General features: G+C 48.7%; 13 protein-coding genes. 5 read left to right on the top strand and 8 right to left on the bottom strand.

Features of this window, described 5'->3' with window-relative positions; genetic code table 11:
• Nucleotides 1–7: 7 nt before the first annotated feature.
• Nucleotides 8–955 carry a ribonuclease H family protein gene (locus ACYVR3_RS10390; protein ID WP_461244197.1) on the bottom strand — a complete coding sequence of 316 codons (948 nt, stop codon included), beginning with the start codon at nucleotides 953–955 and terminating at the stop codon, nucleotides 8–10.
• A gap of 186 nt (nucleotides 956–1,141) precedes the next feature.
• Here ACYVR3_RS10390 and ACYVR3_RS10385 point away from each other — a divergent pair, with 186 nt between their 5' ends.
• Nucleotides 1,142–1,627, top strand: a complete 486-nt coding sequence (locus ACYVR3_RS10385; protein ID WP_461244196.1) for a hypothetical protein — start codon at nucleotides 1,142–1,144, stop codon at nucleotides 1,625–1,627.
• Between the two features lie 343 nt (nucleotides 1,628–1,970).
• Here ACYVR3_RS10385 and codA read toward each other — a convergent pair whose 3' ends face one another.
• Nucleotides 1,971–3,233, bottom strand: a complete 1,263-nt coding sequence (gene codA / locus ACYVR3_RS10380) for a cytosine deaminase (RefSeq protein WP_461244195.1) — start codon at nucleotides 3,231–3,233, stop codon at nucleotides 1,971–1,973.
• A 265-nt stretch (nucleotides 3,234–3,498) separates the two neighbouring features.
• Here codA and ACYVR3_RS10375 point away from each other — a divergent pair, with 265 nt between their 5' ends.
• Nucleotides 3,499–4,782: a TrkH family potassium uptake protein gene (locus ACYVR3_RS10375; protein WP_461244229.1), complete on the top strand. Its 1,284-nt coding sequence runs from the start codon at nucleotides 3,499–3,501 to the stop codon at nucleotides 4,780–4,782.
• Nucleotides 4,775–5,455: a potassium channel family protein gene (locus ACYVR3_RS10370; protein WP_054736482.1), complete on the top strand. Its 681-nt coding sequence runs from the start codon at nucleotides 4,775–4,777 to the stop codon at nucleotides 5,453–5,455. The genes ACYVR3_RS10375 and ACYVR3_RS10370 overlap by 8 nt, the downstream gene beginning before the upstream one ends.
• Nucleotides 5,456–5,830: 375 nt before the next feature.
• On the opposite strand, the gene ACYVR3_RS10365 is transcribed toward ACYVR3_RS10370, so the two are convergent.
• The 6 genes from ACYVR3_RS10365 to ACYVR3_RS10340 form a co-directional block, all read right to left on the bottom strand.
• Complete coding sequence (locus ACYVR3_RS10365) at nucleotides 5,831–6,691, bottom strand: NFACT RNA binding domain-containing protein (RefSeq protein WP_461244194.1); 861 nt, start codon at nucleotides 6,689–6,691, stop codon at nucleotides 5,831–5,833.
• A gap of 56 nt (nucleotides 6,692–6,747) precedes the next feature.
• A complete protein-coding gene (abc-f, locus tag ACYVR3_RS10360; protein ID WP_461244193.1) occupies nucleotides 6,748–8,274 on the bottom strand; it encodes a ribosomal protection-like ABC-F family protein in 1,527 nt (508 codons plus the stop codon).
• 301 nt (nucleotides 8,275–8,575) lie between these two features.
• Nucleotides 8,576–8,968 carry a DMT family transporter gene (locus ACYVR3_RS10355; RefSeq protein ID WP_461244192.1) on the bottom strand — a complete coding sequence of 131 codons (393 nt, stop codon included), beginning with the start codon at nucleotides 8,966–8,968 and terminating at the stop codon, nucleotides 8,576–8,578.
• A 10-nt stretch (nucleotides 8,969–8,978) separates the two neighbouring features.
• Nucleotides 8,979–9,293: a DMT family transporter gene (locus ACYVR3_RS10350; RefSeq protein ID WP_461244191.1), complete on the bottom strand. Its 315-nt coding sequence runs from the start codon at nucleotides 9,291–9,293 to the stop codon at nucleotides 8,979–8,981.
• A gap of 82 nt (nucleotides 9,294–9,375) precedes the next feature.
• Entirely contained in the window at nucleotides 9,376–9,549 is a 174-nt protein-coding gene (locus ACYVR3_RS10345) for a hypothetical protein (RefSeq protein WP_461244190.1), read from the bottom strand.
• 2 nt (nucleotides 9,550–9,551) lie between these two features.
• Nucleotides 9,552–10,247: an NAD(P)H-dependent oxidoreductase gene (locus ACYVR3_RS10340; RefSeq protein ID WP_461244189.1), complete on the bottom strand. Its 696-nt coding sequence runs from the start codon at nucleotides 10,245–10,247 to the stop codon at nucleotides 9,552–9,554.
• Nucleotides 10,248–10,522: 275 nt separating this feature from the next.
• On the opposite strand from ACYVR3_RS10340, the gene ACYVR3_RS10335 reads away from it, so the two are divergent.
• On the top strand, nucleotides 10,523–11,371 hold the full coding sequence (locus ACYVR3_RS10335) for a transporter substrate-binding domain-containing protein (protein ID WP_461244188.1): 849 nt from the start codon (nucleotides 10,523–10,525) through the stop codon (nucleotides 11,369–11,371).
• A 13-nt stretch (nucleotides 11,372–11,384) separates the two neighbouring features.
• A complete protein-coding gene (locus tag ACYVR3_RS10330; RefSeq protein ID WP_054736488.1) occupies nucleotides 11,385–12,059 on the top strand; it encodes an amino acid ABC transporter permease in 675 nt (224 codons plus the stop codon).
• Nucleotides 12,060–12,250 lie beyond the last annotated feature (191 nt).

Below are 12,250 nucleotides of genomic sequence, written 5' to 3'. Positions count from 1 at the left end.
TCGCAACTCAATCCTTAAACAAGTCCAACTGTTCCAGTGCTTTTTGAATATCCGCTACCGAATGATCGATATTGGTGTGGCGGGTATCCGGCTTTGACACTGGTCGCGCTGTCGTTTTTGAGCGAGTTGGTTGGGCTGGTTTAGCTGGCGTTGTTGCTTTAGCTGGCGCCACGGGCTTGTTAGCACGCTTCACCTTTGGCTTAGTCGTAACCCGTGGCTTTCGCGCTACGACGGGGTGATCTGCAACCATCCGATCCATCGTCTTATTCAACAGTTCATCAACAAACACGTTGCCGACATTGGTTGCGTGCCCCTTGGTCCAAGCAAATTCAAGCTGGGTAAACTTCGGTAACAGCTGATCAACCTTCTGCCACAACTCAGCATTGGCTAACTCACCAGCTGCGCGTTTCCATCCCCGCTTCTTCCAGCCCTTCAGCCAACCTTTGGTAACGGCGTTCAAGACGTACTGAGAATCTAAAACCAATTGAATTTTAGCGTGTTGCTGGCGACGTTTGATCAACATTTCCAGTGCCCGCATAAAGGCCATGATTTCCATCCGGTTATTCGTTGCGCCCCACTCACCATCAGAATCACTGATAATCTCGTTGGGTAACTCTAACCGGTAAGCCCAGGCTGCCTTATCCGAATCACGAACGTGGCCCCCGTTGACGTTGCCGGTGTTACGAGAGCCACCATCCGTATAACCGATAATCTCTGGCTTCCCGGAAAAAGTCTGGTGTCCTTCCGTTCGAGTCGTCGTTTGTGATGCTGTTTTGGTTTTACTCGACCGACTCGTTGACTTCGCGCTACCACTCATAAACGCCTCAGCTTCACTACGCGTTTTGAACCCTTTATAGATGGCCCCCGGAAAGCCGTTGACCTGTGCTTTAGTCGTTTCCCAATCGGTATAAATGCCTGGTTGTGATCCCTTTCGTACTGCGTAAAATTTGCCCAAATCGATCCCTCCGCTGGATTCAATATTTATTTTGTTATATTTTAGAAAAAACTTATTACGTTAACAATAAATTCGATACACATCAATTCTAATTTAGGTGAGAATATGCTAAAGTTAAAGGTATGAGTAAACAGTCTAAATAAACCCGCATCCTACCAGATTCGACGTCCAAAGAGGAGGAATTTGATGTCTGAAATCCGCGCCCAACTGATCACAATCGACCAAGCCCGTTCCCTATTAAAGGAACAACACAACCAAGCAAATGAACTTTTTCCTGAATTAACGTTAACCGGTCAATTTATCCTACCAGATTACCGCCTAACTCGTAAACGGGAAGCGTTCAAGATTCGCAAACATATTTTCTTGAAGAAGCACTACAAGTCCTACGTTGCGTTTGACTCCGAAAACGGCCAAACCCTCTGGATGCACAACTTCTCAAGCCTGAGCCAAGCCTTGTTCTGGCTAGAAACCGGCTTAAAGCCTGGCGATTCCGATACTTCAATGTCGTTCAAAGATTGGCAAACCCAACACGCCGATGCGATTGACAGCTTAAAGGACCAACTTCGCGAGATTCACAAGCAACGACTGGCGAAGAAGAAGGCTTCGGAAGCACATCATCCAAAGAAAAAGAGCGCAGAGTGTGGAGAAAAACGGGTTGAAAGCGGAGCGTAAGCCCTAACCGACAGAAAGTCGGGGGTTTCGACTTTGTGTTGGTTAGGGCTTACGTGCAGCTTTCAGTTTTTCGGAACACGTTTCGGCGTGGTTGCCTAAAAGTGGTTAGACAGCCAACCTCCACCATATCCAAATTCCCCATAGTCCCCAAGCCAACACCGAGCCGAAACAAACGCGGCCTCAATGCACGTCGCCCACACCACTCGCTAACATTTCTGTACTTTGATGGGTCTTACTTGGAAGTCCTTATACATATAAGCAAAAGCACTCGCCGCTTCCAAACCCAGGAAACCACGAGTGCTTTTATCTTCTAAAAACTAACTAAATTTGATTCCGTTTTTAATTAGCTCCACCGCTGATGCTGTGGTTTATCCAGATACAACTGCACTTCCTGCGGCTGCGTCTTCACAATCACCCGACCGTGGTGAATCGAGTACAACACTTCTGCCCGTTCGTTCAAGGCATCGTAGAAGTTACTCCGGTTCAACAGGATACAGTTGGCTTCCTTGCCTTCTTCAATTCCGTAGTGATCCATCACGTGCATCGCTTTGGCGCCATTGTAAGTCACAAAGCGATAAGCGTTCATAATCTGATCGTAGCCCATGGTTTGCGCCACGTGAATCCCCAAGTGCAACGGATCTAGCATGTTACCGTCACCCATTGGGTACCAAGGATCCTTGATGTCATCTTCACCAAAGGCAATGTTGATCTCGGCTTCGTTGAGTTCCTTTACCCGGGTCATGCCCCGACGCTTCGGATAGGTGTCAAACCGGCCGCCTAAGAAGGTGTTGACCAGTGGGTTGGCGATCATGTTGATCTCAGACATCTTCAACAGCCGGAATAATTTGTAGGCGTAAGCATCGTTGTAAGAGCCTAGCGCCGTGGTATGGCTGGCTGTCACCTGATCGTGCATCCCAGTCTCGTAAGCCAACGTTGCCAGTGTTTCAAGTCCCCGAGCCGCTGGGTCATCGATTTCATCACAGTGAACGTCGATCAACCGACCGTATTTTTCGGCTAAATCACTGACAAAATGCAGTGATTCCACCCCGTACTCGCGGTTAAATTCAAAGTGGGGAATCCCACCAATCGCGTCAACGCCCATTTCGGCCGCTTGGGTCATCAATTCCTTACCGTGCGGGAACGACAGAATGCCTTCTTGTGGAAAGGCCACCAACTGCAGTTCCATGAAGTCCTTCACTTCTTCACGGACTTCTAGTAGTGCTTTCAACGCGGTCAAACTAGGATCCGTCACGTCAACGTGCGAGCGAACGAACTGGGTCCCGTGGCTAGCTTGCTTCTTCAGCGCCTTAATTGCCCGATGTTTGACATCTTCAATGGACAACTTTTGCTTGCGAGCCGACCAGATGCGAATGCCATCAAACAGTGTTCCCGACTGATTCCACTCTGGATCACCAGCGGTCAACGTTGAATCCAAGTGAACGTGAGGGTCCACAAATGGCGGTAGCAAGAGCTTTCCCCGACCATCGATGATGCCTTCGTTTTCCCGAGCGGTTAAGTGATCTTCAATCGCCACAAATTTGCCAGCTTCAATTCGAACGTCTTTAAGCGTCGCCTCATTTTCAATTGATACCTGTTGTATGAGCATGTGCGGCCTCCATAGGTTTAAGTTTAAATATTATGAACTTATTATAACACAGCTAACCCGCATGGTTTCAACGTTCTTAGGCTAGTTTTTCGCTGACTTGTCAACGACTGATTCTCCGTACAGAAACCGTTATCTTTGCTATAATTAACCTAACGTCAGGCAACCAATCAAGTCGATTGGCTATTGCCGGCAAGGAGGTCGCAACTTGATTCAATTTCATCGTCACCCGCTATCCCTACCCAAAACCTTAACGTTGGGCTTTTTAATGATTATTCTGATTGGCACCGTGTTGCTGAGTTTGCCGGTCGCCACCCGCGGCGCTCACGCAACGTCGGTGTTGGATGCGTTATTCACCGCAACTAGTGCGACTTGTGTGACTGGCTTGACGCTGGTCAACACCGCGCTGCACTGGTCGGCATTTGGCCAAACCGTGATCCTCTTCTTAATGGAGATCGGCGGTTTGGGCTTCATGACCTTTACCGTCATGTTGTTCTTGTTCATGCGGCGCCGAATGCGGTTATCCACCCGACTTTTAGCCCAAGAATCCTTAAATCTCGAGAACCTCTCCCAACTTAACGTCATCAAATTAATTTTACTGCTCTCATTGATCATTCAAGTCGCTGGTGCTGGACTCCTATTTATCGATTTCTACCCCCGGTTTGGCTTGGCAAAGGGGCTCTGGTTTAGCGTCTTTCACGCCGTTTCCGCGTTTTGTAACGCTGGCTTTGACCTATTTGGCAACAGTCTTGAAGGGTTTGCCAATGACACCTACCTGCTAAGCATCATGGCCATCCTGATCATCGCCGGGTCATTCGGCTTTCTGGTCTGGCAAGATTTATTACTGTATCCTTGGCGTCACCGGTTGTCACTGCATACCAAACTGGCACTCACAACTGGTACCGTGCTAATGGGTATCTCGGTGCTCGTCTACCTGTTAACGGAAGAAAACCTCGCTCAACTCGCCCCCAAACTTTCTGTCGGGCAACGCTTCATGAACACCCTGTTTATGGCCATCACGCCGCGAACCGCCGGGCTGATCACCCTGCCGTATAACCAGCTTTCCATTGCGGGGATCGCCTTCACCATGTTTTTGATGTTCGTTGGTGGGACGCCTGGTTCGACGGCCGGCGGGATCAAGACCACCACGGTTGGTTTACTGACGATTCAAAGTATCGCGACGTTGCGTGGTCGCCGGGACGCCACCTTTGGCCACCGGCGCTTTACGCAGGACAACGTCTTTCGCGCATTGACCCTGATTTTTGTGGCGTTGATTATTCTGGCAGGTGCCACTTTGATTCTGTGTGCCACTCAACCGCTGCCTAAAAGTAGTAGTCTCGAAACCGTCACGTTCGAGGTCCTGGCAGCATTTGGGACTACCGGTATCTCGTTAGGGTTGACCCCGCACCTGACCTTTCTTGGCAAAATCATCATTATGTTCCTAATGTTTATCGGCCGGGTCGGTCTTTACACCGTCATGTTTTCAATTTTAAATGCGGACCGGAAACAACGCGGTTACCGCTATCCAGAGGAGAGTGTGCTCATTGGCTAAAGGACGTCAAAAGGAAAACTACGCCGTCATCGGACTGGGCCAGTTCGGCGCGGCCATCTGTCAGTCACTCGTTGAAGCGAACCAGGAAGTGCTGGCAATCGATATCAACGAAGAAACGGTGAACGATTTCACCAACCTGGTCACCCGAGCGGTCATCGCAGACGCCTCGGACGAAGAAACTTTGAAGGACCTCGCCATCGGCAGTTTTGACCACGTCTTCATCTCCATCGGTCAAAACATTCAAGCCAGCATCATGGCAACGTTGCTGGCTAAGGAGCTTGGCGCCAAAGACGTTATCTGCAAGGCTGAAAACGAAAGCCATGCCCGCGTCTTGGAAAAAATCGGTGCCGACCAAATCGTGCGCCCCGAACGCGACATGGCCCGCCGGATCGTCTTTCATCAATTACAACCCAACATCGTTAACTACCTGATTTTAAACGATAACGTCACTCTGGCCGAAGTCAAAGTGGACAACCCTGAATTTGTGGGCAAGACCCTGATCGAACTTGAAGTCCGCAATCGTTACCACGTTAACGTGATTGCGATTACTTCGGACGGGCACGTTAACATTTCACCGCAGGCTAGCGATGTGATCGAGCTCAATGATTTGATTTCTGTTGTTGGCGATACGAATGATGTTGATCGATTTAACAGAGACGCAAACATGGGCTAGTGCTGTCGTTTGTGTCTAGCGTAAGTGTTGGGTGCGCTTTGGGTGTTGGCTGTTTGTCGTCGCTTCGCTCGCCAAAGCCGCATGAAAACCGGCGCTCTCAGGCTACAAAATTCGGCGTCACTTTGGCTGTTATTTCCAGGGTTCCTGAAGTTGTAGGAATTTGTCAACCACGCGCTTTCTAGCCACCACGCCGAATGGTGCTGCACGAGACTGAGAGCTGCATGCAAGGCAACATCGGTAAACCCGCCAGGACCGGGCGCCTTCACCGATGTTACCTTGCACACTGCTCTCAACCCGTCTCGCTCCGCAAACTATCGCTGGACACAAACGACAGCAAAAAAGACTCGCAAAAAAACTGCGAGTCTTTTTATTTACCTAATGTTCTCTCAGCGCCTCAACCAAATCAGCATCCGGCGTTACCGTGATCGTCTGAAACTTCCCGTGAACGTTCACTAAGCCAGCTTTAGCGCCTTTCGGTTTGCTCAGTTGCCGAACGCGCAGCACGTCAACCGGCACCCGGTCTAGCTTGCGACCCTTACTATAGTAGGCCGTCAAAACAGCCGCTTCCTGCAAGTCCTGATCACTAGGATGATCACTGTGAATCACCACGTGGGAACCTGGCAATTCCGATACGTGCATCCAGTAGAAGTTGGGATTAGCCGTTAAACTCAGGTGGTCATTTTGCTGATCACTCTTGCCAACTTCAACCAGCACACCGTCAGTAGTGTAGAACCGCCGTGGGTGTGCAGGCTCTGGTTTCTTAGATGAGTGCAGGACCTTGGTTTTAATGGCCCCTTCGTCAATCAGTTGTTGTTTGACCTGTTCCACCTGCTGGACATCCGCCATATCGAGGGTTTCTTGCCGCTCAACTTGTTGTGCAAGTGCCTGTTTAGCCGCCGTCAGATTCTCCTGAACCGTTGCCAGACCCCGCTTAGCCCGCCGGTACTCGTGAAAGTAGTCCTCAGCATTCGCCATCAACGATTTTGACCGATCAATGTAAATGCCAATTTCAAAGCCCTCATGTCGGTAATCCGGTAGCTTAACGTAGCCAAGGTCAGCTGGAATCTGGCTGGCATAAGTTTTAAGTAGCGTTCCCTTCACTTGTAATGCTTCGTAATCGCCGACCTTTTGAACAGCCTTCTCAAGTGCTTCAATTTGTTTGCGTGTGTGGTGGAGTTGCCGCTCGATCGCCCGTTGGACGGTGGCGGCCTCTTCAGTTACGTTTTCCGTTAACATCTTAATTATTCAGTCCTTCTTAATGCGTGTTTCCATTGTACCGCATTTCCCCGTTTCTAGGCTTTAAGTTCCCTAATCTGTTTGGTGATGGCCTGATATTCGGCTTCCAGCTCTGGTGTGCTATTCGTCGCCAAGCGGTTGATCAACGCGGTTTGCTTGAGTTCCAACTGTAAGAGTTCCGCTGGATCTCGTTTAGTCGGTTGTTTCACCTGAACGGCTGGGTTGCGTAACGACTTATCCACAATTTGGAGTGACTTGTCCACAACCTGGCGCACAAACCAGCGGTCATGGGAAACGAGAATCAACGTGCCTTCGTAATCGCGTAACATTTGACTCAACGCGTTAATCGATTCGATATCCAAGAAGTTGGTGGGTTCGTCAAGAATCAGGCCATTGACATCGCTCAACATCAGCTTCGCCAATGATACCCGCACCCGTTCACCGCCGCTTAACACGTTCACTGGTTTCTGCCAAGTGTTGGCCGCAAACCCTAGCCGTGCCAAAATCAATCGCACCGTTTCGTCACTTTGGACGCTGGTGGCCGTAACGTTCGCTAAAATCGACGCCTCACCAGTCAGGTTGGCCAAGTTTTGTTGGAAATACCCCAGTTTCGCCAACGGTGACCACTTCACAGCAGGATCTTCAGTATCCAGTAAGTGGGTCAGCAAACTGGTCTTGCCGGCCATATTCGGTCCCGTGATAGCCAGATGGTCGCCCGCCTTAACCTTCAGCGAAACATCCGATAGCAACGTTCGCTCACCGCGAGTCAGCGTCAGGTGGCTGACTGATAACACCGTGTTGCCCTTCAACTGGGTAGCATTTGGAATCGCCATCTTGATAGGTTTCTCAAACTTTGGTCGGCTTACCACATCCATCTGATCTAAGCGACTCTCCGTTGATTTGGCAACCTGATGCAGTTTCTTACTCATCTTTTCAAAGTACGGCGTCATGGCATGAATCTCGGAAGTACCCTTCTTACTCTTTGGCACCCGGGTTGCCCGTTCGGCACGCTGGCGCTGTTTTTCAATCGTTTGTTTTAAGCGTTTTTCTTCCGCAACGTACTGGCGATATTGATCAGCCTGTTGCTGGGTTTGTTGTGCCTTTTGCGTTTCGTAATCGTGGTAATTCCCCGAATAAACGTGGATCGTTTCATCGCTTAACTCCCAGATGGTCGTGGTCATGTGATCCAAAAAGTCCCGGTCATGGGAGATCACGATCAACGCCCCCCGGTACCGTTTGAGCCGTTTTTCCAACCATTCGATACTGGCAACGTCTAAGTTCGCCGTTGGTTCGTCCAACAGTAAGATATCCGGATTTTGCGCGAAGGCTTGGTTCAAATACTGCCGAACCTGCTCACCACCACTCAATTCTGCAGTGGGTTTTAATTGCGGCACCAGCCAAAGCCGAGCTGCTGGTTGAATCGCATCCTCCGTTAAAAGCTGGTTAAATAGCGTGGTCTTCCCCGCGCCGTTGTGGCCCACTAACCCGATTCGGTCGTGTGGCGCCACCGTTAATTTAGAAATCTGATACAGGGTCCGAGCCCCGATTGTTTTAGTCAATGAAGTTAGTTGATAATTGGACATTACAGTCACTCCTTTAAAGGTTTTTGAGTTGGCGTAAACCTTTAATAGCGCATAAAAAAGCCCCCTATTCGCAAATAGGCGGCAGACTGGTCCAATTTACGGAACCGGGCGTGTCTTAGTCACCTATTCGAAACCCGCTTAAACGATAGACTCCACCCCTGAGGTTGAGTTCGTTTAAGCTGTACGTTCGACGTTAGGCGACTGTCTTCATTGGACACATACCGATTCCTCTCCTGATTAATTATTGGTACTATAACGAATTTTGATTAGGTTGTCAACAACGGACCAAAACTTCTTTGCGTTAGCGAAACTTCTCGTCCATCTGAAATTCTTCTTCGATCTGCAGTGCTTCGTACTCGGTTTCTTCCTCCGATTCACCAGAGCGGTTCAACGCGACTACCCCAAGAACTAATAGTGCTAGCCCTGCAATTTGGCCAATCGACAGCGTTTCGTGAAACACCATCACACCAAGTAAGGCGGTCAAAACGGTGCCGGCACCGGTCCAGACGCCATAGGCCACGCTCAACGGCACCACCCGAATCGTGTAGGACAGGCAGTAGAGCATAATCAAATACAAGCCGATGCTCGCCAGCGTCCACCAAAGTTGCGTAAATCCTGCAGATAACTTCAACGATAACGTCCCTAAAATTTCACTGACGATGGCCACCGCCAGCGCAACGTAATACTTTGCCATCAGCTTCACCTCACAGTAGATTCAACATGACCGTGCCCAACATAATGCACACCACGCCGACCACTTTGGTTCGGCTAAAGCGCTCCTTGAAAAACAGGATCCCAATGATCGTGGTAAATAACGTGCCAATTGCGCCCCATAACGCATACGCCACGCCTAAATCTAACCACTTCAGCGATTTTGAAAACAAGAAGAGGGTGATGGTGTACCCCACAACTAACAGACACGTGGGCCACATTCGGTGAAACCCATCCGCCTCCTTCAAAAGCGAACTACTTACAATTTCAAACACGATTGCCGCAGCTAAAAACGCATACCCCAACATCTCTGCTCACCACCAATAAATTAGTTTTCAGTTCCATTCTAACGCACTTTATTTTCGCCGAATATTGCAATTTCGGGTCATTTCACCACTGACTTGGGTTCCACATTCGACCATCGAGTTCGCCCGATGCTAAGTCGATTCGGCGTTGTTGCTCTTTGGCCAATGCCGCTAAGGCCGTCAATAACGCGCGGTCTTGAAAATGCGGTTCTTGGGTCGCCAGTTTTTGAAGCTCGTTTGCCGTCCAATTATCCGCCATGGTTAAAAGTCCTCCGTATCCTGCATCATTTTCACCGTTGCTTGAAGCTCCGCTAGTTGATCCCGGTTAGCGGTCAGTTGATCTAACAGTAATGATGCTTGGGTTTGCTGTTCCGCCGGTAAAGTCGTGAGGTAGGTTTCAAAACGGGATAATAGCCATGCTTCTTCGTCCTTAAAATGACCAAGTGATTCTTGCGTCAAATACCGTTGGTACCGCACCAACAACTGCATTTTCTCCGTTTCGGACTGGTAACCAAACTGATCCACAACTAACGTGGGTAAGAAGGTCATTCCTAACTTGTGTGCCAACGCTTGAAACGGAATGGTTAGCTGAGAGATTGAGACATTTTCTGGTTGACCTGCCGCATAGTGGCGTTCGGGCGTCCCTAACGAAATCACTAACCCAAGTTCTTTTCCTACCAGCGCACCATCGACTGCTTGATCCGCAAAATGGCGAGTTAGTACTGCATCTTCCCAAATTTTTAAATTAGCCGGCGCACTATACCAGTACAATGGAAACTGGAAAATGATCCGGTCTGCTTGCCGTAAGCTGGTTTGCTCCGCCGTAATATCTAGCTCATTAGTTTTTGGTACCGGATGCCACATAACTTTTTCTAATGGTTTCGCCGCCTGCCGTAAAAACTGCTGGGTACTTGAATCCTCAAGTTGCGGGTGGGCAACGATTACAAGGGTTTCCATGGGGCCAATCTCCTTCCATCGATGTATTTTTGACCATTCTAGCACAGTTTGATTTTAATCGGTGATAGTTAAACTCACCCACTCGATGAAATCTATCAATAATTATTATTGAAAATATAATCATAATAATTAGTTTAAGTAAATGTAACTAAATTGAAAATACGACTGAATTGTGCAATAAATAACTTACTTAATGTCAGTATAGTCGCTTGATTAAGCGCTTTCAAGGCCGTATACTGGAGTTATTCTTGTTGTTGGAAAGGGAGTTTATTTTCATGAAAGCACGGCACTTAGGTTGGGTTAAATTATTTGGTTTGGTATTAGTATTTGGTCTTATTTTAACGGGGTGTGGCTCGAAATCGTCTTCATCAGCCACTAAAAAGCCCCTCGTCGTTGCGACATCTGGGACACTATACCCGACATCGTATCACGATGAGAAGACGAATAAGTTAACTGGTTTTGATATCCAAATCGTCAAAGCCGTTGGTAAGAAACTAGGCCGCAAAGTAACCTTTAAGGAAATGAACGTTGATGGTCAATTAACGGCGGTTAAGACTGGTAAGGCTGACATGGCCGCCAATGATTTCGGTATTTCGCCCGCTCGTAAGAAGGAATTCACCCTCTCCACGCCTTACAAGCACTCCTTTAACAGTATCATGGTTCGGTCAAAGGATGACTCTGGCATTCACTCATGGGCTGACATCAAAGGCAAGCGGTCTGCCGGTGAAGCTGGGACAAGTTACCAAGCGCTTGCTAAGCAACTCGGCGCCAAGTTAGTCAACTACGATAACGTGTCAAATGACGTTTACCTTAAGGACGTTAAGAACGGCAAAACTGATATGATTATGAATGACTACTACCTGCAAAAATTAGCCTTAGCTGCTACGCCACACAGTGGGTTGAAGTTGTTGAGCAACATGTACTTCACCACTAACGAAGATGGCTCTGGTGTCGGGATCCTCATGAAGCACGGTAACACCAAGTTGGAGAAACAAGTTAACAAGGCCCTTGCCGAACTTAAGAAGGACGGCACTTTAAAGAAGATCTCTGAAAAGTTCTATGGCGCCGATGTTTCCAAACAACCAAATGTCAAAATTTCGAAAAACTTCACCGTTAAACGGTAGATCAGGCGATTAGATGTCGATTTTAAAATTTCTATCGATTCCCAATTTTTTTAACGCGCCACTGGCGTTCTCGTCGATTCCTCAGATTTTGACTGGGTTCCCCATGTCACTGGGGTTAACGGCGATCAGTTTTATCTTAGCCATGATTTTGGGGCTGTTCTTGACCCTCGCCCAGTTGAGTCACTTTCGCCCGCTCCACTGGGCGGCTCGGGCGTTTATCTCGGCGATGCGGGGCATTCCGATGCTGGTTATTTTATTTATTATCTACTTTGGCTTTAATACCGAGGCCCTGCCAGCAGCCACGATTGCATTCACCATCAACTGTAGCGCCTTCATCTCCGAAGTATTTCGGTCATCGTTTCTCGCCGTTGACCGTGGTCAGTGGGAAGCCGCCTACTCTGTTGGGATGAGTTATTCGCAGGTCGTGCGGGCCATCGTGTTTCCACAAGCGTTTCGAATTGCGATTCCAGCGCTGGGGAACATCTTACTGGACCTGTTTAAGAGCACGTCGCTGGCTGCCATGATCACGGTTAGCGAAATGTTCATGCAGGCCAAAATCGTTGCTGGTGCGCATCAGGATTACATGTCGATCTACATCATGATTGCAGCCATCTACTGGTTCTTCTGTTGGTTACTGACAATTGGCCAGACTGCGTTGGAAAATTACTTAACGCCGGCTGAATCGTAATGGTTTGTGAAAGTGACTGAATCTCAAAAAGATTCGGTCACTTTTTTACTGTCGCTTGTGTCCAGCGACAGTGTGCGGAGCTTGTGAAATTTGACTTCGTTGGCGCGTTAATTCTGGATGATATTGTGGGCACAACCGGTCGGTCAGAAAATTTGGGCTGGAACGCCGTGGGCACGATTCTGAGCCGGAAA

This window comes from Secundilactobacillus muriivasis (assembly GCF_054785195.1).
The sequence above is the reverse complement of the archived record's forward strand: the minus strand, read 5'-3'. Positions and strand labels throughout refer to the sequence as shown.